We start from the raw sequence: 26,433 nt of genomic DNA, 5'->3' as shown, positions 1-26,433 counted from the left end.
ACAGGGATGATAATGTGATATCCTTAGGGTTGAATATTACAATTACAGATCAGACAGGGAGAAAAATGGAAGGTGCGACCGTGGAAATTTACAGTTCTGCGGAGGATCGAGATCATGGCAGAAATATAATCATATCAAAAAAAACAGATGCCAAAGGTATTGTCAGGTTTACAGGGAATGAGTTCAATAAAAATAACCAGACATTTGAAAAAATAAATGGAGTATACTATTTGAACGTATTCAAACATAATATGAGGCAGCAGGCAGAAACTGAATTTTTGGACTTCACGAAAGACAAAAAAACTGATCAGTCAATATATCTGGAAAATGCCAATGCAGAAACCATTACGGTAAAAGTTGCCGTGGTGTATGAAAACCCCGTTTTATTACCTCAAAACAAACGCCTTCACGAACTCTTTATCACTCCCGGATACAGCTTTAAATGGAATGATCCGGTGGAACTTTCCCAAAATTATGAAAAGACGCTGGAAGAAGTTTCAGGATATACCATAGATTACCAGATTGTGAAGGAAATTGATGCCGGGCAACTATTTACTTATCTCAAAAATGATCCCGAGAAGAGATTGTTATCAGTGGATGAAGTAGCGAAATACCTTGGGGAGGAAAATTGGGAAACTTTTAAAGAAATAGGTACTTCATATGATTATAACGCGATGGTCGCCCATTATGGTTTTGATAAAATGCGGGACAAGGGGGAAATTCATGAAGTGTGGGTTTGGACTTTTCCTTATGGTGGAATGTGGGAATCGCATATGATGGGCAAAGATGCTTTTTGGATTAACTCTCCTCCGAATGAAAATCCCACTTGTACGGAACTACTCAGTATTATGGGATTGAATTACGAACGGGATCTGGCTTGTGCACTGGAAAGTTATGGACATCGTTTTGAATCAACCATGATGCAGGTTTACGGATGGTGGAATTATGACAATAAAACCAGCCTGTCTCAACTTTCCACATGGGAAAAATACTCTGCCTATGGTTTGCGGTATGATAAATTTGAGAAAGGTAAAGCCCAGATAGGAAATGTGCATTTCCCACCTAACGGACAACAGGATTATGATTTTGGCAACGAGACATATATCCTTAGTTATGTGGATGATTGGCTGAACTATCCTTATTTAAGAGGAAATGAGGCCAGAAGTGTGAATCGGACAGAATGGGGAAATCCTCAGGGTTCCTGGCAATTAGGATGGATGAAGTATTATCTCTCCCATATGCCTCGTTACAAGGGGATTAATCCGAATGATGGAAAATTGAATAATTGGTGGCACTATGTTGTAGATTATAACAATGCCATCAAAAAACAAACTCTTGATTAGTCTATGGAAGATTTAAAAAAACTGTTGGCCATTATTTTTCTCATAGTGTGTTCTATACATCCACTGTGCAGCCAATCTTTGGAGTCAATACGGTTCAATGAAGGAAGCCATTTGTCATTTCAATCCATTGAACCGGACATTATCTTTCCTGAAGAGTTGCCACTGACTACGTATCAGATAGGAGAAACAGAATACTCAACAGTTACTTCCTCCGGGATTATGGATGTATCTTTTTTGATGCAAACATCCCAATTGGGGATTCAAGGAATAATCAGCTTTAAAAATATTTCTGCAGATACATTGATTTTACACAATATTGTTCCGTTGGGACGAAATAAAAAAAACATATATATCACGGGGAAAGGCTCGCATGGCCTTTCCCGTACGTATTTGTTCCGACCGGATCATGAACCCCTGAATGTTATTCTGCCCGACAATGCCTGGGAATTAGGATTTACTTGTGCGGAAACAGATGGAGAAGATAATATTGTTGCATTGGTACGACGTGATAATAAAAGTCTGAAAAATGGAAATTTAAGACGCTTTGAAACAATCCTATATCCTGATGGCATCATTGAGTACAATTTCTGGCTGGATAAATATAAGGGTGATTGGCAAAATGGTTTGAAGTTAATGTTCCAGGATAGGTTATTGTATGATGTTCCGGTAGGCACATTCGATAATTCATTGATCGAGAGGGAAGACCTGAAATGGATTCGGGACTGCTTCGCGGTTAATCTCATGATGACCTGGGATAAACGATTCTTTGATTATAAAGACAATTCGTTTCATGTACAGCAGTATCTTGAAAAAATGAAAAGTCTGATGGGTGGCTATGATGTGTATGGCATTTGGCCCACATGGCCCGCATTAGGGATGGACCAGCGAAATCAATGGGATATGTTTCGGGATTTGCCGGGTGGATACACGAAATTAAGGGAGATATCGGATCTATGCCACAAAATGGGAACTTACTTCTTCTTATGCTACAATCCATGGGACGAAAGTACCCGTTCGGATGAAGGTCATTTCGACGGGATGACCAATATTACCGGAGTGGCGGATATTGACGGATTCGTGCTTGATACCAAAGGTGGATCAAGTGTCGAATTACAGAATGCGGTGGATGCTGCCCGCAAAGGAGTTGTAATGTATAGTGAGGGAATGGCTGTGCCTCGTGATATGCAGGGAATTGCTTCCGGCAGAGTGCATAATGCCCTTTATTACCCGCCTGTACTGAATTTAAATAAATTCATAAAGCCTGATTTTGCCATTTTCAGAGTGGCAGAGGAAGCACGCGAACCGATAAAAAGAGAATTCAATCTTTCATTTTTCAACGGATATGGCACGGAGATAAACAGTTTCCCCCCCGGAAGATTTGAATGGTCTGATCAACAAATGCAATATTGGGGTAAACTGCTTATGATCCAAAGGGAAAACAGTGCAAATTTCTTCCAATACGATTTTACCCCGCTAATCCCCACATCGATTGATAGTATGTATGTGAATAGATGGGCAACAGAAACAAAGACAGTCTATACAATCTTAAACTTGCGTCCGTCCGGATATGATGGAAACTTATTTCAGGTAGAGAGTGGGGATTCCTGGCATTTTGTTAACCTTTTTAAACATGAAGAAGTGCTTGTCAATAAGATTGGGGATAAAGACTATGTAAAAATAAAAATAGACGGATTTAATTGTTTTGACCTGGGCACAAATAATGAAAGCTCGGTATCAGCAATCGCCCGGTTTCCAAAATTATTGTCTGTTATGTTGAGTGGCGATAAACTTTCTTTCTCTTCCAAAAAGGGTGATAAAATCAGGATCTGGTCAGGAGAGCCGGGTTATGAAAATATTCCTGCTGAATATGACACGAAGCTGCAAACAATTCGATTACAGGATGTATTTCCGGATAAAGAAGGAAAATTTATCATTCAAGCGTTTGAGGGAAAAGAATTAATCGATGAGAGGATAATTCATATAACACCCGGCACAGTACGTTTGATATCGGAAACTGAAATCACAGAGAAAGTGAAAACAGCGCCTACAGGTATGGTCACTATACCTGCCGGGATTTTTAAATGCGATAGTTACAGAGTAGGCGACTCTTTCATTCCTTATCCTGATAATCTGACATCCAAGGGTGAGAAAATATCTATGAGAAAATTTTTTATGGATCAATATCCGGTTACCAATACACAATATAAAGAGTTTTTAGAAGCAACTGACTATCAACCGGGTGATACAACAAATTTCCTGAAACATTGGATAAATAAAGAGATTCCCAAAGGACAGGAACACTATCCTGTAATTTATGTGACACTTGAAGATGCGAAGGCCTATGCCAAATGGGCAGGAAAACGTATCCCAACCGAATTGGAGTGGCAGTATGCAGCCCAGACCGCAGATGGAAATGAATGGCCCTGGATACAAAGAACGCCTGTGGAAAGAGAAGAAGAGTTTATCACTAATACTCTTTCTGTATGGAGAATAAAAGGGATCGATTCAACCCGGTGCAATTTGGGAGACGGCTCGCTTTATCCGGTCGGAAAATATGAAGAAGGGAAGAATCCCTATGGATTATATGATTTGGTAGGTTGTGTATGGCAGTTGACAAATGATGTTTATGATAATACTACTTACAGGTATATAATGATAAAAGGAGGAAGTTATTTTTCACCAAAATCAAGTTTCTGGTATGTACAGGGAGGCCCCCGTGAATTGAATTTCAGACAATACCTGCTCCGGGTTTCCTCGTCGTTCGAAAGAAAGGCAACAGTGGGATTCCGTTGTGTAAAAGATGCATGGTGAAAAAATATTTTTGATTATAAAATTATAAATATGTATATGTTATGAAGAAAACAAGTCTAATTATTCTATTATTATTTTTAGTATATAACATGAATATCGAAGCACAACAGAGGCAACTGTCAACTGACCTCTATTTAAATAATCGTTCGCCACTAATTACAAAACCATACATGGAACTTCCTTTGGGTTGTATACAGCCGGAAGGATGGTTGAAGGATCAGATGTTGAGGATGAAAAACGGTATGACCGGTCATCTCGACTCTCTCTACCCCGAGGTGATGGGACCGCGGAACGGTTGGCTCGGCGGAGACGGTGACGTGTGGGAAAGAGGACCTTATTGGATAGACGGTCTCCTCCCACTGGCATATATATTGGATGATGAATCATTAAAAGCCAAAGTGCAGCCCTGGGTGGAGTGGACTCTCCAGAGCCAACAACAAAACGGTTATTTTGGTCCATCAATGGACAGAGAGCCGGAAGAAGGACTACAAAGGACAAATGCTCATGACTGGTGGCCGAAAATGGTCGTCTTAAAGTTCATGAAGCAGTATTATGAGGCAACACACGATGAACGTGTCATTCCATTTATGCTGAATTATTTCAGATATCAGCTGAAAGAACTACCTTCGAAGCCTCTGAATCACTGGACCCGTTGGGGTCAGCAACGGGGAGGAGACAACCTGATGGTGGTATACTGGCTTTATAATATTACCGGAGAAAAGTTCTTACTGAAACTGGGAGACCTGATTACAGAGCAAACTATAGATTGGACGAATGCCTTTCTGGAAGGTGATATGCTGAATACGCTGTTCAGTGTTCATTGCGTCAATTTGGCACAAGGTATGAAACAGCCAGTGATTCGTTATCAGGCAAGCAAAGATCAGAAACATATCTATGCCGTTCACAGAGGAATGAAAGATCTTAAACGTGCCCATGGATGGCCCAACGGCCTTTATGGTGCCGATGAGTTACTGCACACCGGAAACCCTACACAAGGCTCCGAGCTCTGTACTGCTGTTGAACTGATGTTCTCCCTTGAAAAAATGATTGAGATCACAGGAAGTGTTGAATGGGCGGACTGGCTGGAGAAAATTACTTTTAATGCTTTACCAACGCAAATTACTGATGATTTCGATGCACGCCAATACTATCAGCAACTGAACCAGGTTGAAGTATCACGTCATCCGAGAAATTTCGTAACATGCTACCATGGCACCGATCAACTATTCGGCCTGTTGACCGGATATCCCTGTTGTACTTCGAATTTGCATCAGGGATGGCCAAAATTCACGAAACACTTGTGGTATGCATCCGAAGATAAGGGACTGGCTGCTCTCTTTTATTCCCCATGCACGATTACCGCTAAAGTTGGGACAGGTACTACGGTTAAAATCGAAGAGATCACGAACTATCCGTTTGAAGAATCTGTTCGTTTTACCATTGATATAATCGATCAACCTGTCGAAACGGTTATGTTCCCTCTCCACCTCAGAATCCCGGAATGGTGTAACGAGGCTACGATAAAAATCAATAATAAAATATGGAAAAATACCGGTGGCGGGATAATTGAAAAGGTTCATCGTGAATGGAAATCGGGGGACGTGGTTGAGCTGCTGTTACCGATGGAAGTAAAAGTTTCCCGCTGGCATGAGGCATCGGCGGCAATAGAGAGAGGTCCCCTTCTGTACGCCTTGCGGATGGAAGAAAATTGGATCAAGGTAGAGGATGATCGCCAATTCGGAACCCGTTACGGGGAGTGGTACTATGAAGTGCATAGCGATTCGCCGTGGAACTATTGCCTGAAGGAGGAATCCATAAGACCTGAAAATATTGAAACCGATTTTCAGGTAATTGTGAATGAAGTGAAAGGATATCCATGGAATGTGGAAAACGCTCCTGTTGAAATAAAAACCAAAGGAAAACGAATGATTGACTGGCAGCTATACAACCGTTCCGCCGGACCTCTTCCATTCAGTGTACAATATCAGGCGGAGACAATGCCCGAGGAAGAGATCATCTTGATACCCTACGGATGTACAACGTTGAGAATAGCGGAGTTCCCCGTTACAAGACAGTGATTTAAACAGAGGTTAAATGATATAACATAAACAGCACAGCAATGAACAAATATTTTTTATTGTTCCTCTCAGTTACTTTGATCGTTTCTTGTTCATCGATACACAAGAATGATAAAGGGATTTCTACTTCGAAAGTGATCGGCCAAATCGACTTTTCGAATGTACAACTCACGGATAATTTTTGGTCACCCCGCCTGAGAAATCATGCCAGCACAACATTACCCGTGTGTATTGACCAGATAGAGAACAAGACAGGCAGGATCCGTAACTTTGAAAACGCAGCAAAAGGAACCGGCGAACATTCAGGGATCTTTTATGATGACTCCGATGTGTATAAAGCACTGGAAGGCATGGCATATAGCCTGATCAACAATCCGGATCCTGAACTGGAAAAAAAATGTGATGACTGGATCGCAAAAATTGCGGCATCCCAGCAACCGGATGGCTATATCAACACGTTCTACACCTTAACCGGCATAGATAATCGTTGGACGAATATGGACAAACATGAGATGTACTGCGCCGGACATATGATCGAAGCAGCTATTGCATATTATAAGGCAACCGGAAAGAGAACGCTTCTCGATGTCTCCATTCATATGGCCAATCACATGATGGATTTATTCGGCCCCGGTAAGCGTCATTGGGTTCCGGGACACGAAGAAATAGAACTGGCGCTGGTAAAGTTATATGAAGTAACCGGGGAAGGAAAATATCTCGACTTCGCCTACTGGCTTCTCGAAGAGAGAGGGCACGGACATGGAAGTAAGGGATCGGAAGGAACATGGAACCCGCTTTATTACCAGGATGTGGTGCCGGTAAGAGATCTGGAAGAAATAACCGGTCACGCTGTCCGTGCCATGTATCTTTTCTGCGGAATGGCCGATGTTGCCGCTCTGAAGGGAGATGACGGATATATTGAAGCGCTGAACCGTTTATGGGATGATGTCGTGCTTCGAAAAATGTATATTACCGGTGGTATAGGATCATCACGACAGAACGAAGGTTTTACAGAACCTTATGATCTACCGAATTACGAAGCATATTGTGAAACATGTGCTTCAGTGGGAATGGTATTTTGGAATTCACGCATGCATCAGTTAACCGGTGACGCAAAATATATTGATGTGATGGAACGTTCCATGTACAACGGTGCACTTGCCGGTATATCTTTGGACGGCGATCGCTTTTTTTACGTGAATCCACTGGCATCCCACGGTAATCACCATCGCAGGGAATGGTACGGAACAGCCTGTTGTCCCAGCCAGATTTCACGGTTCTTGCCATCCATCGGGAATTACATTTATGGGATATCGGATAAGACAATATGGATCAATCTGTTCATAGGCAATAAAACCGAGATCAATACAGGAAAAGAGAGATTCACTATACGTCAGGAAACTGATTATCCATGGAACGGAACAGTTGAATTTCGCATAGAATCTCTTAACAAAACAATGAAAAAAGAATTTCGTTTACGTATTCCTGAGTGGTGCAATAAATTTACTGTTGCCATAAACGACGAAACCGTAGAAAATATACCTCTGGAAAAAGGGTTTGCCGTAATAGACAGAAAATGGAAGAATTCCGACAAATTGGTTTTAACGATGGATATGCCGGTAGAAGTGATAGCAGCCGATCCTCGTGTCAAGGAAAATACCGGGAAACGAGCCATTCAACGAGGGCCGTTAGTCTATTGTATGGAAGAAATCGACAACCCTTCTTTCGATAACCTGTTTTTATCTCCGGATATGGAATTTACCTCCAACTTTAATGAATCGCTTCTGGAAGGAATAGTTACAATAAGTGCAGGAAAGGATAGTGACAGCATTCTTTTCGTCCCGTATTATGCATGGGATAACAGGGAAGCAGGACAAATGAAGGTATGGGTTAATTACAAAAAATAATATAAGGAACAGGTAACCTGTTGTCTTCATCACCTCATTTATACCGGTTTTGTCCGCAAGGGAAAGAAAGCCCTGGATGAAGCCGGTAAAAACAGGTTGTACGCCTGTTATTAAAGGAAAGTACAATACAAGAAAATAGAAACCTGATCTATACCGGATCCACAGTATTGCTCTTCTTATGCTTGGTTAAATTCTCAATGGTGCGTTGCTGTGAATCGATGATATTGATCAGTTGTCGGTTGATATCAGTTTCATAATGGGTCCCCGGTTCTGTGATCATTTGATTGCTTTTATCATCTCCCTTTCTCATTTCTCCTCTGCCGGTGATCAACCAATCCGGATTTAACCAATCAATTGATTGGATGATTTTTAACAATATCTCATAGCCAGGATAGCTTCTTCTATTTACCACAATATTCCTGACAGTTTGATCTTTTGACCCGATCTTTTTCGCAAATTGCGCGGGCACCCCATTACACTCAATTTCAATAATTTGAGCAATTCTGTCAAAAATAGTTTCATTTTCCATAGAAAAAGCAATCATTTTATTTGTATTTATCAACAATATTATTGATATTTGCAAAACGAAATAAATCATTACAAAGTAAACGTTTTTATTTCACTTTTGAAATAGCGGAAAACGCTATTTCCTTAACTAATACATAAAATGGAAAGAAATTCGTTTCAGAAAGGCCTCGGGCAAGTACAGGTAAAAGATTTGGCCGAAGTGAAGGCCAAATTAATGCAGGCGCTTGGTATTCGAACACCACAGGGGCTCGGGTATCGCATACGGGGTGTGTATTCCTTGAAGGTGCGCGAAAAGGAGTTAATAGAGTCTGTCTTCGCTGAATATGGAATCAAGGATATTTGGGGTTCGTAGGGCATGTCTTGCCAATACAAGGAAACCTCACAATTTAGTCCTCCATTCAGATAAATAGAAGAAAATAGATATACCGCTTCTTTGAAGGAACAGAATTATCACAACTTCCATACACTGATAAAAAATCAATAAAGTATGGATGAGAAAGGTAAACCAATCGCATGAAAAAGAAGAATCAGGCCAGTGAGAAGTGGCTCGAGATTATTATTTGCATCCTTTTAGCTGTGATATTGATCGGGCTGTTCGCTTGTCTGATTATCTTAATGACCTGATTCCATCACCTGTTACCTATTGAAAACGCATATCATGGTTTCGTTGTCTGATTTTATTATCGATGACTCTTTCAGTTCGTTTTCCGAACCACTCTTGGTTGTATTGCCAAGTTTCCAGCCCATAAACAGACCGGAAATTTCTTTTGCTTCTTCAAATGATGTGTAACGAGAATTTTTATTTACATTTCCCGCCTTTTGATGTATGGTTGCTTGCTTGAATGCGCTTTTCCATCCAAAATGAATAATCAGTTTACGGTCTTTGATTGTATGGTTCTCCGATATGGATACCTTAAACGCATAAGGAGACACGACTTTTATAGTAAACCATTCCCCTTGTATTTCTGTGATAGACCCATTCAAATAATCAACCTTAAACTTTTCAAGAGATAGTATTCCTGTAAAATTTTCATTAGGACGTGATATATTAATCATCTCATCAGCCAAATTAATACTTGAAATAATTGCTTCATCTTGCTTTGTTTTAATTTCAAGTTCATGCGATGACGCATCCAAATTAAATTCACTGGGAGTGGTAAAATTCAACTCAAATTTGTCGCAAGATGTAAAAAGAAAAAGCATTACGTATACGCTTATAAAAAATCCTGATAATAATTTACTTGGTTTCATTGTTCAATCGTTTTAATTCATAACCTGTTTTCATTATGCACATTAAAAAAATCAAATCCACCTTACCAATTTCAATTTTTAATGAGTATTGCATATAATAATTATGATGTCTTTTCAGGTGTTGTAAGCTATTGAACACAAGCACCTATTATATAGATGTAATAAATGCCAGTTTCGCTGCATAAAAAGTTAGGGAATTACATATAATTTTATCATTTATAACAATTATCGAGTAAGTTTGTTTAATAATTTAGAAACATTAACGGTGTTTATCTTGGAAATAGGTGTTGTAATGAAAGCCCCTCACCCCTTCAACCGGGGCTCAAACGCTAGTTAGTTTAAATAGAGATGCCGGCTTTCCATTCCCATCAAAGGGTTACGGAAAGTCGGCACCGGTTTTTCCCTGCTATTTACCCTAACGTGTATTTAGCCTGCCGCGCAATTAGGCTGTGTCACTACCTGGAAGAAATCATTTCCCTTGTCATCGACCAGGATAAATGCCGGAAAATCTTCCACTTCAATCTTCCATATCGCTTCCATCCCCAATTCGGGATACTCCACACATTCAAGGCTCTTGATGCTATCCTGCGCCAAGATGGCTGCCGGGCCGCCAATACTGCCTAGGTAGAAACCTCCATGCTTTTTACAGGCATCGGTAACCTGTTGACTGCGGTTCCCTTTTGCCAGCATGATCATGCTGCCGCCGTGCGACTGGAACAGATCCACGTAAGAGTCCATACGCCCTGCCGTGGTGGGTCCCATCGATCCGGAGGCATAACCCTCCGGGGTCTTGGCCGGGCCCGCGTAGTAAATAGGATGATCCTTGATATACTGTGGGAGGCCTTCCCCGCAATCGATGCGTTCTTTCAGCTTGGCATGGGCTATGTCTCTTCCGACAATGATCGTACCATTCAGCGAAAGGCGGGTGGAGACCGGATATTTGGAAAGCTCCGCGAGGATTTCACTCATCGGCCTGTTGAGGTCGATTTTTACACCTCCCGCTTCACCCACTTCACGGTATTGTTCTGGGATAAGACGTGCAGGATTATCCTCCAGCTTCTCGATCCAGATACCTTCACGGTTAATTTTCGCCTTGATGTTGCGGTCAGCCGAACAAGACACTCCCATCCCTACGGGACAGGAAGCGCCGTGGCGCGGCAGTCGGATAACCCGCACGTCATGGGTGAAATATTTCCCTCCAAACTGCGCGCCCAGCCCCAACTCTTCAGAGGCTTTCTTCAGCCTCTCCTCCAGCTCGATGTCCCGGAAAGCCTGTCCCAGTGCATTCCCTTCAGTGGGGAGGTTATCGTAGTATTTGGCAGAGGCAAGCTTCACCGTCTTCAGGTTCGCTTCGGCCGAGGTGCCGCCAATCACGAACGCCAGGTGATAGGGAGGACAGGCGGCAGTTCCCAGTGACTTCATCTTTGCGAGCAGGAACTCTTCCAGTTTACCTGGGGTAAGCAACGCTTTGGTCTCCTGATAGAGATAGGTCTTGTTGGCCGATCCGCCTCCCTTGGCAATGCAAAGGAACTTGTACTCGTCCCCCTCCGTCGCATAGAGGTCGATTTGCGCGGGCAGGTTCGTGCCCGTGTTCACCTCATCATACATGTTCAATGCGGCATTCTGGGAGTAGCGCAGGTTCTCGTTCACGAAAGTATTGTACACTCCCCGTGAAAGGGCCTCCTCATCGTTCCCGTCGGTCCACACCCGCTGCCCTTTCTTGCCCATGATAATCGCTGTGCCCGTGTCCTGACAGAAAGGGAGAATTCCTTTCGCCGATATCTCGGCATTACGCAGGAAGGTGAGCGCCACGAACTTATCATTGTCACTCGCGCCGGGGTCGTTGAGAATGCTTGCCACTTGCTCCTGGTGGTCGGGGCGCAGCAGGAATTCCACATCACGGAAGGCAGTCTCCGCCAACAGGGTCAATCCCTCTTTCGAGACCTTCAGGATTTCTTTCCCTTCAAAGGATGCCACTGACACATGCTCCTTGGTGAGCAGATAATAGGAGGTCTGGTCTTTCGACATCGGAAAAGGCTCCTGATAAATGAATGGTTTTGTTGCCATAAATATGATTTTGTTCAATAAAATTCGTTCGGAGGTTATTTATCCGGGTTATTTTGCATTAGCAGGCAAAAATACAAAGAAAAAACGGCATCCGAAAACGACGCCGTTCAAAAATAGTTGTAATTAAGATTAAGCCAAAGGCCCGGTCATATCCTCGGGACGCACCCACTTATCGAAATCCTCCGCGGAGACATAACCCAGGCGGACAGCTTCCTCTTTGAGCGTGGTTCCGTTCCGGTGAGCCGCGTTGGCGATCTCGGCAGCTTTATAATAACCGATCTTCGTATTCAAAGCGGTTACCAGCATCAATGAATTGTCGAGCAAATCCTTAATACGCGGCCTATTAGGCTCAATGCCCGATACGCAATGGATATCGAACGACAGGGCGGCATCTCCCAAAAGTTGCGCACTCTGAAGGAAGTTGGCTGCCATCACCGGCTTAAAGACATTCAGTTCAAAATGCCCCTGCATGCCTCCCACGGCAATTGCCACATCATTTCCCATTACCTGGGCGCATACCATGGTGAGAGCCTCGCATTGGGTAGGGTTCACTTTTCCGGGCATAATAGACGAACCGGGCTCGTTGGCGGGGATAATAATCTCGCCGATACCGCTCCTGGGGCCGGAGGCCAGCAGCCGGATATCATTAGCTATCTTGTTAAGCGACACAGCGACCTGTTTCAATGCTCCATGTGTTTCCACAATGGCGTCATGTGACGCGAGCGCCTCAAATTTATTCGGGGCAGTCACAAAAGGAAGGCCGGTAAATTCGGCAATGTAACGGGCTACAATCACATCATAGTGCCTGGGAGTGTTCAACCCCGTTCCTACGGCAGTACCACCCAAAGCAAGTTCAGCCAAATGCGGCAAGGTGTTTTCAATGGCGCGGATGCCATATTCCAATTGCGCAGCATAACCGCTGAATTCCTGTCCCAATGTAAGGGGAGTGGCATCCATAAGATGTGTCCGCCCGATCTTCACCACATCCGCCATCTCTTTCGATTTGGCGGCCAATGCTTTCCGCAGTTGGCGCAATCCGGGGAGAGTCACTTCTACTATTTTTTTGTAGCAGGCGATATGCATTCCGGTAGGGAAAGTATCATTCGACGATTGCGATTTATTCACGTCATCGTTGGGTTGTAATGTTTTTTCTCCCTCGCCGATTATTTTTCCTGCCAGTTGATGGGCGCGATTGGCAATCACTTCATTCACATTCATGTTGCTCTGCGTCCCCGACCCTGTCTGCCAAATAACCAGCGGGAACTGGTCATCGAGTTTACCTTCTAGGATTTCATCGCAAACCTGCGCAATGTAATCACGTTTCTCCTGCGACAACACACCCAGTTCATGGTTGGCGTATGCCGCTCCTTTCTTCAAATAGGCAAATCCGTAAATGATTTCTTTTGGCATGGAAGCGGGACTTCCAATCTTAAAATTATTCCGTGAACGCTCGGTTTGCGCACCCCACAGCTTATCGGCAGGCACCCGCACCTCGCCCAGCGTATCCTTCTCAATTCTGTAATTCATAAAGCATGCATGTAATATATTTATATAAATTTTCTCACCCTTTCCAAATCCTTCGCCCTCCACACACTCACAACCAGCATCTTTCCTCTTTTCCCAATTCGGCAACCGGAAAAATAAATAAATCCACCACTGTCTGCAAAAATATAAAGAAAAGACGGTATTGAAAAACCACTACCATTTCATGCTATATCATCACATAAATATACTCATTTTAAGGGATGGTTTCATAAGGAAAAAAATTGTTATTTTGAAGTTTCTAAATCGCCATATCTAATTAAAAATAACAAAAAGCTGTAAATTTGCAGTTTTAATCATAATAGAATAATCGTATGAGGCAGTTAGATTTTATTTTAGTGGCATTTGCCTTCTTTGCCGCTTCCTGTAACAATGCGGGACAAACACAAAAGAGCAATGAAAGTAAAGAGACCGTGACGGAAACCGGAGCGATTGTCTACGATGCCGACTCCCTTTACGCCGTAGCCGAATCATTGATAGACGAACCGGTGGCGATCAAAGGGTATGTGACCCATACTTGTAAGCATTCAGGTAAACGTTGTTTTCTGACCGGAGAAGGACAAAAACATTCCATCCGGGTGGAAGCCAAGGGAGAAATAGGAGGTTTCAACCGGGAACTGGAAGGCTCCCAATTGCAAGTAAATGGCATATTGCGGGAAAGACGACTCACCGAAGCTGAAATAGCAGATATGGAAAGCAGTGTCAACGAAAAACTGACGAAACAAGAGGCCTCTGCTGAAACTTGCGAGGCAGAGTTGGCCAATATCAACGAGATGAAGGATTGGATGAAGGCCCACGGAAAAGATTACTACTCGATATATTATATCGACGGATTGAACTATGAAGAAGTTCACAATTAGTCCAAAAATAAGAAAATGGATACGAATCCTCCATCGCGACATCGGGTTCGTGATGGTGGGCCTATCCCTTGTTTACGGGATTTCCGGTATTTTGCTCAATCATATGAACGGCAAAGATCCTTCCTATAAAGTAGAGGAGACTAGCTTGACTTTTGCCCCAGGGTTGACACGGGAAGAGTTCAAACAAGCATGGCAATCCGAAGCCGGCAGGCCCGGACTGAACACTATCGGCGAAACCGCGGGAAAATACCGGTTAATGCTGCAGGGCGGTATCGGGGAGTATGATCCACAGAGTGGTGTGGTCCAATATCAGACAAGCAGAAGAAAACCCTTTGCCTACTGGGTGAACCGGCTCCATTATAACCGCGTCAAGGGGTGGTCGCCCATGGCCGACATGTTCGCCGGATCAGTGATCTTTCTGGCCGTATCAGGGCTGTTTATGGTAAAGGGGAAACATGGCATCACGAAAAGAGGGAAATGGTATCTGATTATCGGCCTGCTTATTCCTGTCTTATATATATTGCTGGCAGGATAAGAAGGCTGAAAGCCTCAAAGACCCCATTATTTAGAAACAATATAAATAATCAAGGCAAAAAAAGTTATCTTTGCATGGCGAAATAAGAAAAATCAATCATTCATGCGCCTTTCAGAATTACAAACGGGACAAAAAGCGTACATCGTAAAAGTAAATGGTAACGGGGCTTTCAGGAAACGTATCCTCGAAATGGGGTTCATACGCGGAGAGGAAGTCAAATCGATACTGAACGCTCCATTAAAAGATCCCATCAAATATGAGATCATGGAATACGAGGTATCGCTACGCAGGAGCGAGGCGGTAATGATTGAAATATCGATGCTGGCAGGAGATGTCCCCAATGACGCCCCTTATAAGGAGGATCCCATAACTGAAGAGCAAGTGCGGCAAAACGCACAGGCCAGTCGCGACAGTGGATCGGAACCGCGGACACATCATCATAGAAATGGAGGAAATCATCCCGATAAGAGAATAAGAGTCGCACTCCTGGGAAATCCCAATTCGGGAAAAACCACCATTTTCAATCTGGCTTCCGGCGCGCACGAGCATGTGGGTAATTACAGTGGTGTGACGGTCGACTCGAAAGAGGGCACCTTACGCCACAATGGCTATGAGTTCACACTGATAGACCTTCCCGGCACTTACTCCCTCACAGCATATACCCCGGAAGAATTATTCGTCCGGAAACATATACTGGATGAAAAACCCGATGTGATTGTGAACGTGGTATCGGCATCGGCGGCGGAGCGAAACCTCTATCTCACCACGGAACTGATCGACCTGAAAGTGCCGGTGGTGATCGCCCTGAACATGTACGACGAACTGGAAGAGAGCGGCCGCACATTCGATTACGAGACCTTCGGATCATTGATCAATATCCCTATGGTACCCACCATAGGCAAAAGGGGTGAGGGTATCCCCCAATTACTCGAAAAAGTAATCGATATCTACAAACAAGAGGAGTTCGATTATGTGCAGATCCCCTATGGACGGGTGTTGGAGAAATCCATCGCCATCATGGAGCGGGAGTTCAAAAATGTGGAACCCACACTGTATGCGGGATGGAATATGCCATTACGGTATATCTGTGTCAAATTGCTTGAAGGCGACAGGGATGTGGAGAAGCATGTCCGCACCTTGCCCCAACAGGAACAGATCTTCTCCCGCAGGGATAAAGAGCGGATCTACATTGAACGGTTACTCCGGGAAGATCCGGAGTCTGCCTTCACCAATGCCCGGTACGGTTTTATCGCCGGCGGACTCAAAGAGACGCTTACGGAAAAGACCCAGTTCTCCGAAAAAACCAAATTACTGGACGCCCTGGCAACCCATAAATACATCGGGTTCCCCCTCTTTTTCCTGTTTTTATGGATCATGTTCGAAGCCACTTTCCGTCTGGGCAATTACCCAATGGAATGGATCGAGTGGTTGGTCGAACAACTGGGAAATCTCGTCAGGGGTAACATGCAGGAGGGTCCCTTGAAAGCGCTGATCGTGGATGGCATCATCGGAGGTGTGGGAGGCGTCATCGTCTTCCTCCCCAATATTGTGATATTGTACCTTTTCATCGCCTTCATGGAAGACTCCGGCTATATGGCACGCGCCGCTTTCATCATGGACAAACTGATGCACAAGATCGGCCTGCATGGGAAATCGTTCATCCCCCTCATCATGGGCTTCGGTTGTAACGTCCCGGCCATTATGGCCACACGCACCATCGAAAGCAGGAGCAGCCGTATGATCACCATGTTCATTGTGCCGTTTATGTCTTGCAGCGCCCGGTTACCTGTTTATATTCTCTTCGTGAGTGCTTTCGTACCTAAATACGGGGGGCTGGTGATGTCTGGATTATACGCTTTTGGTATTCTCATTGCCGCGCTCACGGCAAGAATACTTCGGAAGACAGCCTTTAAGGAAGAGGAAACACCGTTCGTGATGGAACTGCCTCCTTACCGGATGCCGACCACCAAATCGATCATCACCCATATGTGGGACCGGTCGAGCCAATACCTGCGGAAAATGGGAGGCCCGATCCTGATCGCCTCCATCGTGATCTGGTTCTTAGGATATTTCCCCCAGAATGCGGAGAGAGATGCCGCCTTCGACAGTGAGATCGCCATGGTCGACGCGCAATACCTTCGGAGTGAAATAAGCGACGAGGAGAGGGAGGAGAAGACAACAGAGATAGAACATCACCGCATTACAACTCACCAGGAGAATTCCTATATCGGCAATATCGGAAAGTTCATTGAACCCGCGATGCGCCCCCTCGGATTCGACTGGAAAATATCAGTGAGCCTGCTCTCGGGGATGGCGGCCAAGGAGATCGTCATCTCCACCATGGGCGTCCTATACACCGGTGACGGTGAAGACCAGCAATCGTTGCAGCACCGGTTAAAGGCAGAGGCTTATGCCGACGGATCGCCCATCTTCACCCCTCTTGTGGTAGCCGGCTTTTTGCTCTTTGTATTGATTTACTTCCCCTGCATTGCCTCAATAATAGCCATCAAAGAAGAGTCGCATTCATGGAGATGGGCGCTATTCAGTGTACTTTACTCCACAGGCCTCGCCTGGTTTACCGCATTCCTGGTATACCAGATAGGAAACCTGTTGATTTAATAGGGTATATATATAAACTTTTCCTGTTATAATACTGTTTAAAAGGCATGGATATACAACTTTTCATCGTTATCATCATCGGTATCATTGTAGGGGCCATCCTCATCCGGGCAATCTATCGTTTCTTTTTCACCGGAAGAGACCACTCCATCTGTGGCGGCTGCACGGGATGCGATATACAAAGAGAACAGGCCCGTCATCTTGATCGATAACAAGGATCCTAAAGAAACGAATCGATCAACAGATTTCACATAAATAATAGGTGCAAATGAAAAGATACAGCCATTTAGCGTTTTTATTCCTTTTGTTTATTGCTCTGTCCTGTAAAAGCAAGCAACAAGTGACACCGGTGTACCAGATCGGTATTGGGGGTTCCATTATTGGCTTTCAGGAACAACAGCTCATCGATTCCATCCTGCAATATGCCCTTGATTATGAAGCGATCTACACCCTGTTGGGCAATATCAAACCCATGAGTTCGGTGAAACTCTATCGTTTTCCATTGGCCAACACCGACAGTTTAAAACAAACGAGCGCCAACATTGTCGATCGCGAGAAGCAAGGAACCTATTTAGACCGGTTATATGCCGTCCAACAAGCGGTGAACCGACTTGATTTCCCGGATCTGAAATTTGTGCTGATACCCTATAAATCTGTACAGGACAGTATTCGGATGATACAGTTAAGCGTTGTCAGGATGAGTTCGCTGGATAGTCTTCTACAGGCAAAGGAAGAATTTTTCGGACAGTTCGGTCTGGTTCCCGGGGCAGACCCGGCGGTCGTGGTCAGTACGATTGAAAATGCAGACCGCTATGAGCGATACAGAGGATACGGCTATTTGTTCGGGTATCCCGATTATGCTGTCGATTTCTTTGTTGAAGCTGCGTTGGAATCTTCCAAGACAAAGAAGACCCTGCCGAGGAAATTTTTCCAGATACCGGTATATGCAAGAGAAGCAGGGTCTTTTACATATGCCTATCCGGAAAGCCATACACCTACAATAGACGTAGATTCCACCGTCTATTACCGATCAGGGAAAGTACTGGAAGAATATAAAAAGATACGGAACAACTATCTGAACACAGACAGTTCACTCAGGGCGTATCAATTGCTCCAGGACTTTTATAAACAGTCTCTTTAGTTCTCAGGCATGTGAGATATCCTCCATGGATATCATATAGGCCTTCTTTCCGGCCTTGAGCGCATCGTAGATGAGCCCGGAGGCAATGAATGTTTTACCTGTTCCAGACGGTCCCATCAGGATCAGGTTGTATGCCTGATTGAGCCAGGCAAGCTGACGCAGTTCACGAAGTTGCCTTTCGGACACACCTGTGGAGTGGCTGAAGTCATACTCGTCCAAGTCGTACTTTGGAGGCAGCTTGGCCTGTTTAAGACGGTTCAGATACGCTTTGTACTCTCTGGTCTTGGTTTCCTCGCGGAGCACGTTTTCAAGGAAGTCCTCATAAGTGGGTTTACTGTTCCGGGCATCAACGATAAGTTGGCCCAGATTGTTGGGGATATAGGACAGACGCAGCCGCGCGCAGCATTTCCTTATATTGTCGGTGTTCATGCAAAGATGGATTTATAGTCATTGATGTTAGATCTCCGGGGCATTTGCTGGAGCGATTCCGGCAGGAGTTCTGTCAGGCTGGGTTCCCGTGGCCCCCTGGGATTACGGCCAAAGTGCCGCTCACAGTAGTTGATGAGGTCGTTTGCATTGTAGTCTCCCTTGTCCAGACACACCTCGAAGCCTTTGATGAGGTGCTCCGGAAGGAAGGATTCCAACTCCGTATTGACGCGGGTTATATTTGCCCTGTAGTATCCGGGATTGGTATCATAAAGATTCTTGAGCCACATGGCCTCCAGGGCATTGCCTTCCAGATACGACAGGATGTAGTTCTCAAGTTCCTTCCTACCGGGTAGTTTGGGACGCTGTATGGTTTCATCCAGGATGGCTTGGCCAGGTATCCGAGCCACTTGGTGGCGGCAAAGCATCTTGCCGGTTTCATTGCTGTGGATTTCGACGTGCCCCTCTTTTACACAAACCCAAACGAAGGTGCCATCACCGTTGAACGTGCCTGTGGGAACATTGTGGAAGTGGCTGTGGAAGTTGATGGTGTTATCCTTTCGTACCAGGTATTCCTTCATCCCATCCTGTGGATGCACGGGTGTGTCCGTGTATGGGGCAAGGTATGGCTGCTCCTCCTTGAAGGCTTCAGCGGGAATGCGTTTTGTGGTACTGTGAGGCAGGCCGTTGGCTGTCCTTGCAAGCCAGCGAAGCGCGGACTCGTTCAGCATCTCGATGTTGGTGAACTCCCTGCCGCGAAGGAACCCGTACTTGATATATTTCACCACATCTTCAACCTTCCCTTTCGACTGCGGATCGCTTTTCCCGCAGAACACACATTGGAAGTGCCCGGATGCGCATGACGAAGTTGAATACTGTCTTCTCACTCACTTCAGGAAAGTCAGCATGACCCTCGCGAAGATGGTCGTGGACCTGACGGCATGACAGGTATGGTGCCTTTATCAGCTTTTTCTTAACTTCTTCCTCGAAGATGTCCAGCTTGTGCTTGAAGTCCCGCTCATACGCCTGGCTGGCCTGGAACTCCTCCAGCGTCATCCTGACGTACTTCTCAACAGTGTGCCGGTGCAGACCCAACTCATGGGCAATCCGCACACAGTGTAGTCCTTTTGATTTTAATTCTTTAACTTTGTACCACATTATGAGTTTCCTTTGTGAACTCGTGAGTCCTTGAGCATCCATAGCATTTGTATTTGTAGTGATTTACAAAGTTATGGATGCCTTTGTATTCTCCGGCCAGGATGTACATTTTACTTTACCAAAAAATGTCCATTTACCTTTGCCAAAAATTGTACAAACAAAGTTACCTATTACAGCTGAAGCTTAGCCGTCGTGTCCTTCAGGATTACCGGAACGAAGGGAGAATTCCCTATTATAAGCTGGGCGGGAAAATCCTTTACCGGAAGTCGGATTTACAAAAACTGCTGGATGAGGGTTATCGGGATGTCTGGAAATAATATCCAACCTTGAATATTTTTTCCTTTTTTTCTGATAAACCACTCTTCGATAGGAGATAAGAAATAAGGTAAGCCTTTCTCAAAATTTCTTCCTTTTCTTGCAGAAAAGAGTAAATTTTGAAGAAACCCGTCAGGGCTTGGGCTTGATGTTTTCTTGTCTCCTATCATTTTTGTGTTCACATAAAAAGCAATTATAAGATAGAAAATAATTATTTCAGTTCAAATTTACATAGTTGTAAAACCACTACCTTTGTATTGGTAATAAAATATAGATGGGTGCATATGTCAACCAATGAAAAATCATATAAATTTTGGGATAGGGTTTCCGGTTGGAGCAAAGCCGAAAGCGCTGCGAACTCTACCTTAGTTGAATGTCTAAATAGTAGATTCGGAATACATATAATGCCTGATGATACGGTTCTTGATTTCGGATGCGGAACGGGAACAATAACCCTTCGGATAGCAAAAAATGCAAATATGGTCTATGGAGTGGACGTATCCGAAGGAATGCTGAAACGAGCGCAGAAAAACGTTGAAAAACAAAATATTGAAAATGTTACTTTCGCTAAAATCACGACATTCAATAAAATGTTTAATGAGGATTTTTTCAATGTAATTACGACGTTTAACGTTTTCCAATATGTTGAAAACAGAAAAGATTTATTTGAGCAGTTTTATAAGTTACTTAAGCCTCAAGGTCTATTAATAATTGCTGTTCCCTGTTTTGGTGAAATGAACTCTATATCAGCTTTGCTTGTAAAATTTTTGAGATTCTTTCGTATTATGCCGGAAACGTATGCTTTCGGTGAAGATGAAATTGAGAAAGAAATAACTGATACTGGATTCAGTATTATTGAAAGTATCCATTTATCAAACTTACCTGAAAAGTTTATTGTTGCAAGAAAGGACATATAAAAATAAATGGCGAGTGAATAACACCCGCCATTTTTCTTTGTGGTCGGAATTTTCGACCGCTATATTAAGACATAATCAACTTAGTTATTCCTGTTTATCAAATTCACAACCACTTTAACCATTACATCCTTTTCCTCTGTACGGCTTTCGGCAGTCATCAGAGTTAATGCCACAAGAGTGTTGTTTTCTATCAGTCTCGAACCATCAACTTTGTAGAGAATGCCATTATTTTCTAAGAACCAAAGAAAAAGGAAAGCAGCAATCCGCTTATTCCCATCACTGAACGAGTGGTTTTTAACTACCAGATACAACAACATGGCGGCCTTCTCATTAAAATCTTTTCAGTGACTTATTCGTGTACCTGTTTTTAAAAATGGGAATAGGTACACTGATAAGTCACGATTTTGTTGCGGAAATCCGCATTTTTTTGCTTTTTCGCATGTTTCAGGAAATAAAAAAATCTCTGAAAACCTATTGATTTTCAGAGATTTGCTTGATTTCTCGATTTTAATCCGTGCGGCTGAAGGGACTCGAACCCCCACGCCTTTCGGCACCAGATCCTAAGTCTGGCGCGGCTACCAATTACGCCACAGCCGCAAATGCGAAACGTGCCGCAAAGATACGATTTATTTTCCTACCGATCGTTTTCCATGCTCATTTTTTTCAAAGACAAGGCCTGTTATTGTTCCTTTCCGGCAAGAAAAGCAAGATCCCGGGGATTCTCTCCTTTCACCACAGCTTCTATCACCCGGGGAAAACAGGCATATTCCAACGCATGCACTTTCCGGGCCACCTCCTCGGGTGAATCATCCGCCAACACTTCACAGGTTGCCTGAAAAATCATGTCCCCCTCGTCGTAATTCTCATCGATAAAATGGATGGTGATGCCTGACTCGGTTTCACCTGCCTCCACCACGGCCTGATGCACCCTGTCGCCATACATCCCTTTGCCCCCGAATTTGGGCAACAACGCCGGATGGATATTGATGATCCTGCCGGGATAGGCGTCAAGCAACGGCTGCGACACCTTTAACAGAAACCCCGCCAACACAATAAAATCAATATTATAAGTATGGAGAGTGTCCACCACCACCAGCCCCTCATCGAACTCAACCTTGCTGAATGTCAGTGAGGGAACACCTAACCGGCTGGCACGCTCATGTACATAAGCATCTTTTTTATTGGAGATGATAAGCGGGATCGATATATCTTCTTTTTCGGAAAAATAGCGGACAATATTCTCCGCATTACTGCCACTTCCCGACGCAAACAGGGCGATACGAGTCATAAAAGGGTTATTTTCTGCACAAAAAAACATAATTTGTGCACTTTTCTTGATTTTAATGGACAAAAATTTGCTCAGTTAGAGAAAATTTGTGTTACTTTGCATCGCAAATTTAAGAATAAATTTTTTTATTTATTAATTAATATCGAAAGTTATGTCTGAAGTAGCGCAAAGAGTAAAATCGATTATTGTCGATAAATTGGGTGTTGAAGAAGTTGAGGTTACTGAAACCGCAAGCTTCACCAATGATTTGGGAGCTGACTCTCTTGACACGGTGGAATTGATCATGGAATTCGAAAAAGAATTCAACATTTCAATTCCGGACGATCAAGCTGAGAAAATCTCTACTGTTGGTGACGCGATTTCTTACGTAGAACAACACGCGAAATAATCCATATTTTATGGAGTTAAAGAGAGTAGTAGTAACAGGCCTGGGTGCGATTACCCCCCTTGGAAACGACGTGAAAACCACGTGGGAAAATGCTTTGGCGGGCAAAAGCGGAGCCGGGCCTATTACTCATTTTGATGCATCGACTTTCAAAACGCAGTTTGCCTGCGAAGTAAAAGACTTCGATCCGAGTGATCTTTTCGATCGTAAAGAAGCCAGAAAATATGACCGGTATGCCCAGTTAGCCATCCACGCAGCCAAAGAAGCGATGGAAGACTCGGGACTTGATCTCGAAAACGAGAATGTAGACCGTATCGGGGTTATTTTCTCTGCCGGGATCGGAGGAATAAGAACATTCGAAGAGGAAGTGGGGAGTTATTATACCAACATGGACAAAGGGCCTCGATTCAATCCCTTTTTCATTCCGAAAATGATAGCGGATATTGCCGCAGGCCATATCTCTATGATTTATGGACTGAGGGGTCCCAACTACGCGACCGTGTCGGCTTGCGCTTCCTCTACCAATGCAATTGTCGACGCATTCAATCTTATTCGCCTGGGTAAAGCCAATGTCATTGTAACAGGTGGCGCCGAAGCAACCATCAGTCCCTCGGCAGTGGGAGGATTCAACGCCATGCATGCGCTGTCCACCCGCAATGACTCACCTCAAACAGCGTCGCGTCCTTTCAGCGCCAGCCGCGACGGGTTCGTGATTGGAGAAGGCGGATCGACACTCATCCTGGAGGAGTTAGGCCATGCGCTGGCACGTGGGGCTACCATCTATGCAGAAGTAGTCGGCGGAGGCATGTCGGCCGACGCGCACCATATCACGGCTTCCCATCCCGACGGGTTGGGTGCCAAATTGGTGATGCGGAATGCTTTGGAAGACGCCGAGATGAACCCGGATGAGATCGATTACATCAACGTGCATGGCACATCCACTCCTGTAGGCGATATCTCGGAAGTGAAGGCAATTGTCGATGTATTTGGTGAACACAGCTACAACCTGAATATCAGTTCCACCAAATCGATGACCGGCCACCTGTTGGGAGGCGCGGGTGCCATCGAGGCGATGTTCACTATCCTGGCAATAAGGGATCAGATAGTTCCCCCGACGATCAATCATGAAGAAGGGGATAACGATCCGGAAATTGATTACAATCTGAATTTTACATTCAACAAAGCTCAAAAAAGGAAGATAAGAGCTGCGTTATCTAACACTTTTGGCTTTGGGGGACACAACGCAAGTGTAATTCTCAAGCAATTCAACAAATAGTGTGTTAAGAAGACTCGTAAAGAGGATAAAGGCTCTCCCGCACAGAGGGAAAGAGCCTTATCTCTCGTTTTATAACATATTGGGATTCTATCCCGACAGGATAAATCTCTATAAGGAAGCCATGACTCACCGATCTTCGTCCATCCGGTCGGAGAAAGGACGATGGGTGAATAATGAACGTCTCGAATTTTTGGGAGACGCCATTCTTGATGCCATCGTCGCCGATATCCTTTATAAAGATTTCGAACACAAAAAAGAAGGATTTCTCACCAGTACCCGTTCACGCATAGTACAAAGGGAAACGCTCAACAAACTGGCCATAGACCTGGGGCTTGACAAGCTCATTGTCTCATCTACCCGCAACCTGGCCCATAACACCAATATATATGGTGATGCGTTGGAGGCCCTCATTGGCGCGATCTATCTCGACCAGGGATATCGGGTAGCCAAGAAATTCGTGTTCGAGACACTCATCAAGCAGCACCTGAATATCGACAAGGTGTTGAAGAGTGAAGTCGATTTTAAATCCAGGCTGATTGAGTGGGGCCAGAAAAACAGGATTGAGGTCAACTTCGAGGTGACCGAATCCACGTATGACGCGCAAAATAATCCCGTGTTCTTCTCCTGCGTGAAGGTGGGAGGGGCGGAAATTGGGTCCGGAAAAGGATATTCAAAGAAAGAATCTCACCAAATGGCGGCAAAAGTGGCGATCAAAAAGCTGCGTGAGAACAACGAACTGCAAGAAGCGCTCGTTGAAACAATGAAAAATGACTCTGAGAAAACAGATAAAAAAACAGGATCACCCGCTTCCTGCCCGGAGAACGGATGATCGGCATTGTCGATATTTACCAGACACCAAAAGAAATACCCATTCGTTTGCCCTGTACCACAAGCTGGTTATCGGGTGTGACTAACCGGAGTTTACCTGCCACTTGCGACAAAGGCACATCGGTTATTTCCGATCCGATTTTGGCCACCATCCGTCCGAATTTTCCTTCATGGATCAACTCGGCGGCATGTCCTCCCAAAGATGTGCCCAGATTCCTGTCGTATGGCGAGGGCGATCCACCCCGCTGGATATAACCGAGCACCGTCTCTCGGGTTTCATAACCGGTCTGTGCCTCGATCTCGCGGGCAAAATAGGTGGCGGGGCGCTCCTTGGTGGGCGACTCCACTCCTTCGGCCACAGCCACGATAGAGTAGGCTTTTCCTATCTCCATCCGTTGATTAATCTTATCGATCACCACCTTCATATTGTATCCTAACTCCGGCAATAAGATGATATCGGCTCCTCCCGCCATCCCCGCATGAAGCGTAATCCATCCGGCATGGTGTCCCATCAACTCGATCACCATCACACGACGGTGTGAGCTGGCGGTAGAGTGCAGCCTGTCGATAGCGTCGGTAGCAATATTCACGGCTGTGTCGAACCCGAAGGTCACATCTGTCCCATACACGTCATTATCAATGGTTTTGGGTATACCCACCACGTTCAGTCCCAGTTCCGAAAGCATCCAGGTGGTGCGTTGCGTACCGTTTCCACCGATACAGACCAAACAATCAAGTCCCAGTTCATTATAGGCATTCTTGATCTTCTCCCTGTCTTTCTCGTCAGGTGAAGTAATCATTTTCCGGAACACTTTCTCGCGCGCGGTGCCCAGAATTGTCCCTCCCATGTTCAGAATTCCTGAAAGAGACTGATCGGTGAGTTCCACGATATCCTTATACAGCAATCCGGAAAATCCATTCTGAATACCAATCATCTGCATGCCATAATTATTGATGGCTGTTTTTCCCACGCCACGTATGGTCGCATTAATTCCCGGGGCGTCACCACCGGATGTAAGAATACCTACCTTCATCTGATTCATTTTTATTTTTTAGTTTGAGGGACAAAATATTGAGAAATTAGAACTGAGAACTAAAACTGGGAACTGAGAACTGGGAACTGGAAACTGAGAACTGAGAACTGAGAACTGAGAACTT

The 26,433-nt window shown here is 44.5% G+C and carries 23 protein-coding genes, 1 tRNA gene and 2 pseudogenes; 14 read left to right on the top strand and 12 right to left on the bottom strand.

Annotated features, from left to right (window positions below):
* Nucleotides 1-65: 65 nt before the first annotated feature.
* From D7D25_RS04395 to D7D25_RS04380, 4 genes are all read left to right on the top strand, one after another.
* A complete protein-coding gene (locus D7D25_RS04395; RefSeq protein WP_122967738.1) occupies nt 66-1,343 on the top strand; it encodes a hypothetical protein in 1,278 nt (425 codons plus the stop codon).
* Nucleotides 1,344-1,667: 324 nt separating this feature from the next.
* On the top strand, nt 1,668-4,154 hold the full coding sequence (locus D7D25_RS04390; RefSeq protein WP_158602536.1) for an SUMF1/EgtB/PvdO family nonheme iron enzyme: 2,487 nt from the start codon (nt 1,668-1,670) through the stop codon (nt 4,152-4,154).
* A 41-nt stretch (nt 4,155-4,195) separates the two neighbouring features.
* A complete protein-coding gene (locus D7D25_RS04385; RefSeq protein ID WP_122967736.1) occupies nt 4,196-6,232 on the top strand; it encodes a beta-L-arabinofuranosidase domain-containing protein in 2,037 nt (678 codons plus the stop codon).
* Between the two features lie 41 nt (nt 6,233-6,273).
* Nucleotides 6,274-8,139 carry a glycoside hydrolase family 127 protein gene (locus tag D7D25_RS04380; protein ID WP_122967735.1) on the top strand — a complete coding sequence of 622 codons (1,866 nt, stop codon included), beginning with the start codon at nt 6,274-6,276 and terminating at the stop codon, nt 8,137-8,139.
* 148 nt (nt 8,140-8,287) lie between these two features.
* Here D7D25_RS04380 and D7D25_RS04375 read toward each other — a convergent pair whose 3' ends face one another.
* Nucleotides 8,288-8,683, bottom strand: a complete 396-nt coding sequence (locus D7D25_RS04375; RefSeq protein WP_148038849.1) for a hypothetical protein — start codon at nt 8,681-8,683, stop codon at nt 8,288-8,290.
* A gap of 123 nt (nt 8,684-8,806) precedes the next feature.
* Here D7D25_RS04375 and D7D25_RS04370 point away from each other — a divergent pair, with 123 nt between their 5' ends.
* Complete coding sequence (locus D7D25_RS04370; RefSeq protein WP_122967733.1) at nt 8,807-9,019, top strand: hypothetical protein; 213 nt, start codon at nt 8,807-8,809, stop codon at nt 9,017-9,019.
* Nucleotides 9,020-9,303: 284 nt separating this feature from the next.
* On the opposite strand, the gene D7D25_RS04365 is transcribed toward D7D25_RS04370, so the two are convergent.
* The 3 genes from D7D25_RS04365 to fumC form a co-directional block, all read right to left on the bottom strand.
* Entirely contained in the window at nt 9,304-9,918 is a 615-nt protein-coding gene (locus D7D25_RS04365) for a hypothetical protein (RefSeq protein ID WP_122967732.1), read from the bottom strand.
* 426 nt (nt 9,919-10,344) lie between these two features.
* On the bottom strand, nt 10,345-11,985 hold the full coding sequence (locus tag D7D25_RS04360; RefSeq protein ID WP_122967731.1) for a fumarate hydratase: 1,641 nt from the start codon (nt 11,983-11,985) through the stop codon (nt 10,345-10,347).
* Nucleotides 11,986-12,114: 129 nt separating this feature from the next.
* The gene (fumC, locus tag D7D25_RS04355) at nt 12,115-13,512 is read right to left on the bottom strand and encodes a class II fumarate hydratase (protein ID WP_122967841.1); all 1,398 of its coding nucleotides are present in this window, start codon (nt 13,510-13,512) and stop codon (nt 12,115-12,117) included.
* 329 nt (nt 13,513-13,841) lie between these two features.
* On the opposite strand from fumC, the gene D7D25_RS04350 reads away from it, so the two are divergent.
* The 3 genes from D7D25_RS04350 (at nt 13,842) to feoB (ending at nt 17,541) form a co-directional block, all read left to right on the top strand.
* Nucleotides 13,842-14,387: a hypothetical protein gene (locus tag D7D25_RS04350; RefSeq protein WP_122967730.1), complete on the top strand. Its 546-nt coding sequence runs from the start codon at nt 13,842-13,844 to the stop codon at nt 14,385-14,387.
* A complete protein-coding gene (locus D7D25_RS04345) occupies nt 14,368-14,922 on the top strand; it encodes a PepSY-associated TM helix domain-containing protein (RefSeq protein ID WP_255417174.1) in 555 nt (184 codons plus the stop codon). The genes D7D25_RS04350 and D7D25_RS04345 overlap by 20 nt, the downstream gene beginning before the upstream one ends.
* A 102-nt stretch (nt 14,923-15,024) precedes the next feature.
* Nucleotides 15,025-17,541 (top strand): ferrous iron transport protein B, encoded by a 2,517-nt coding sequence (feoB, locus tag D7D25_RS04340; protein WP_122967729.1) that lies wholly within the window; start codon nt 15,025-15,027, stop codon nt 17,539-17,541.
* Nucleotides 17,542-17,579: 38 nt separating this feature from the next.
* On the opposite strand, the gene D7D25_RS17830 is transcribed toward feoB, so the two are convergent.
* A complete protein-coding gene (locus D7D25_RS17830; RefSeq protein ID WP_148038848.1) occupies nt 17,580-17,792 on the bottom strand; it encodes a hypothetical protein in 213 nt (70 codons plus the stop codon).
* Between the two features lie 17 nt (nt 17,793-17,809).
* On the opposite strand from D7D25_RS17830, the gene D7D25_RS04335 reads away from it, so the two are divergent.
* Nucleotides 17,810-18,682, top strand: coding sequence for a hypothetical protein (locus D7D25_RS04335; RefSeq protein WP_122967728.1), 873 nt, complete (start codon nt 17,810-17,812; stop codon nt 18,680-18,682).
* Between the two features lie 3 nt (nt 18,683-18,685).
* Here the strand turns inward: D7D25_RS04335 and D7D25_RS04330 are convergent, their stop codons facing one another.
* Genes D7D25_RS04330 through D7D25_RS04320 form a run of 3 tightly spaced genes read right to left on the bottom strand, consistent with a single transcriptional unit; the run spans nt 18,686 to nt 20,266 of the window.
* Nucleotides 18,686-19,111: an ATP-binding protein gene (locus tag D7D25_RS04330; RefSeq protein WP_122967727.1), complete on the bottom strand. Its 426-nt coding sequence runs from the start codon at nt 19,109-19,111 to the stop codon at nt 18,686-18,688.
* On the bottom strand, nt 19,108-19,944 hold the full coding sequence (locus D7D25_RS04325) for a transposase (protein WP_148038847.1): 837 nt from the start codon (nt 19,942-19,944) through the stop codon (nt 19,108-19,110). Before D7D25_RS04325 ends, D7D25_RS04330 begins: the two co-directional genes overlap by 4 nt.
* On the bottom strand, nt 19,901-20,266 hold the full coding sequence (locus D7D25_RS04320; RefSeq protein ID WP_221407952.1) for a hypothetical protein: 366 nt from the start codon (nt 20,264-20,266) through the stop codon (nt 19,901-19,903). Before D7D25_RS04320 ends, D7D25_RS04325 begins: the two co-directional genes overlap by 44 nt.
* A 173-nt stretch (nt 20,267-20,439) precedes the next feature.
* On the opposite strand from D7D25_RS04320, the pseudogene D7D25_RS18450 reads away from it, so the two are divergent.
* Nucleotides 20,440-20,583, top strand: a pseudogene (locus tag D7D25_RS18450) (helix-turn-helix domain-containing protein); the annotation flags it as partial.
* A 282-nt stretch (nt 20,584-20,865) separates the two neighbouring features.
* Nucleotides 20,866-21,498, top strand: coding sequence for a class I SAM-dependent methyltransferase (locus D7D25_RS04310; protein WP_122967723.1), 633 nt, complete (start codon nt 20,866-20,868; stop codon nt 21,496-21,498).
* An 80-nt stretch (nt 21,499-21,578) separates the two neighbouring features.
* Here D7D25_RS04310 and D7D25_RS04305 read toward each other — a convergent pair.
* The 3 genes and pseudogenes from D7D25_RS04305 to purN form a co-directional block, all read right to left on the bottom strand.
* Nucleotides 21,579-21,827, bottom strand: a pseudogene (locus D7D25_RS04305) (type II toxin-antitoxin system death-on-curing family toxin); the annotation flags it as partial.
* A gap of 186 nt (nt 21,828-22,013) precedes the next feature.
* A tRNA-Leu gene (locus D7D25_RS04300) sits at nt 22,014-22,095 on the bottom strand.
* An 82-nt stretch (nt 22,096-22,177) separates the two neighbouring features.
* Nucleotides 22,178-22,837 (bottom strand): phosphoribosylglycinamide formyltransferase, encoded by a 660-nt coding sequence (purN, locus tag D7D25_RS04295; protein WP_370453828.1) that lies wholly within the window; start codon nt 22,835-22,837, stop codon nt 22,178-22,180.
* A gap of 100 nt (nt 22,838-22,937) precedes the next feature.
* Between purN and D7D25_RS04290 the strand changes: the two genes are divergently transcribed.
* From D7D25_RS04290 to rnc, 3 genes are read left to right on the top strand one after another with little or no spacing between them, the layout of a single operon-like run.
* A complete protein-coding gene (locus D7D25_RS04290) occupies nt 22,938-23,174 on the top strand; it encodes an acyl carrier protein (RefSeq protein WP_019539373.1) in 237 nt (78 codons plus the stop codon).
* 10 nt (nt 23,175-23,184) lie between these two features.
* Nucleotides 23,185-24,447, top strand: a complete 1,263-nt coding sequence (gene fabF / locus D7D25_RS04285; RefSeq protein WP_122967722.1) for a beta-ketoacyl-ACP synthase II — start codon at nt 23,185-23,187, stop codon at nt 24,445-24,447.
* A 1-nt stretch (nt 24,448) separates the two neighbouring features.
* Nucleotides 24,449-25,276, top strand: a complete 828-nt coding sequence (gene rnc, locus D7D25_RS04280) for a ribonuclease III (RefSeq protein ID WP_255417173.1) — start codon at nt 24,449-24,451, stop codon at nt 25,274-25,276.
* Between the two features lie 16 nt (nt 25,277-25,292).
* On the opposite strand, the gene D7D25_RS04275 is transcribed toward rnc, so the two are convergent.
* The gene (locus D7D25_RS04275) at nt 25,293-26,309 is read right to left on the bottom strand and encodes an ATP-dependent 6-phosphofructokinase (protein ID WP_122967837.1); all 1,017 of its coding nucleotides are present in this window, start codon (nt 26,307-26,309) and stop codon (nt 25,293-25,295) included.
* Between the last annotated feature and the right edge of the window lie 124 nt (nt 26,310-26,433).

Source organism: Proteiniphilum sp. X52 (assembly GCF_003712195.1).
In the GTDB taxonomy this organism is placed as follows: Bacteria; Bacteroidota; Bacteroidia; order Bacteroidales; family Dysgonomonadaceae; genus Proteiniphilum.
Note: the sequence above shows the minus strand (reverse complement) of the source record. Positions and strands in the feature narration are given on the sequence as shown.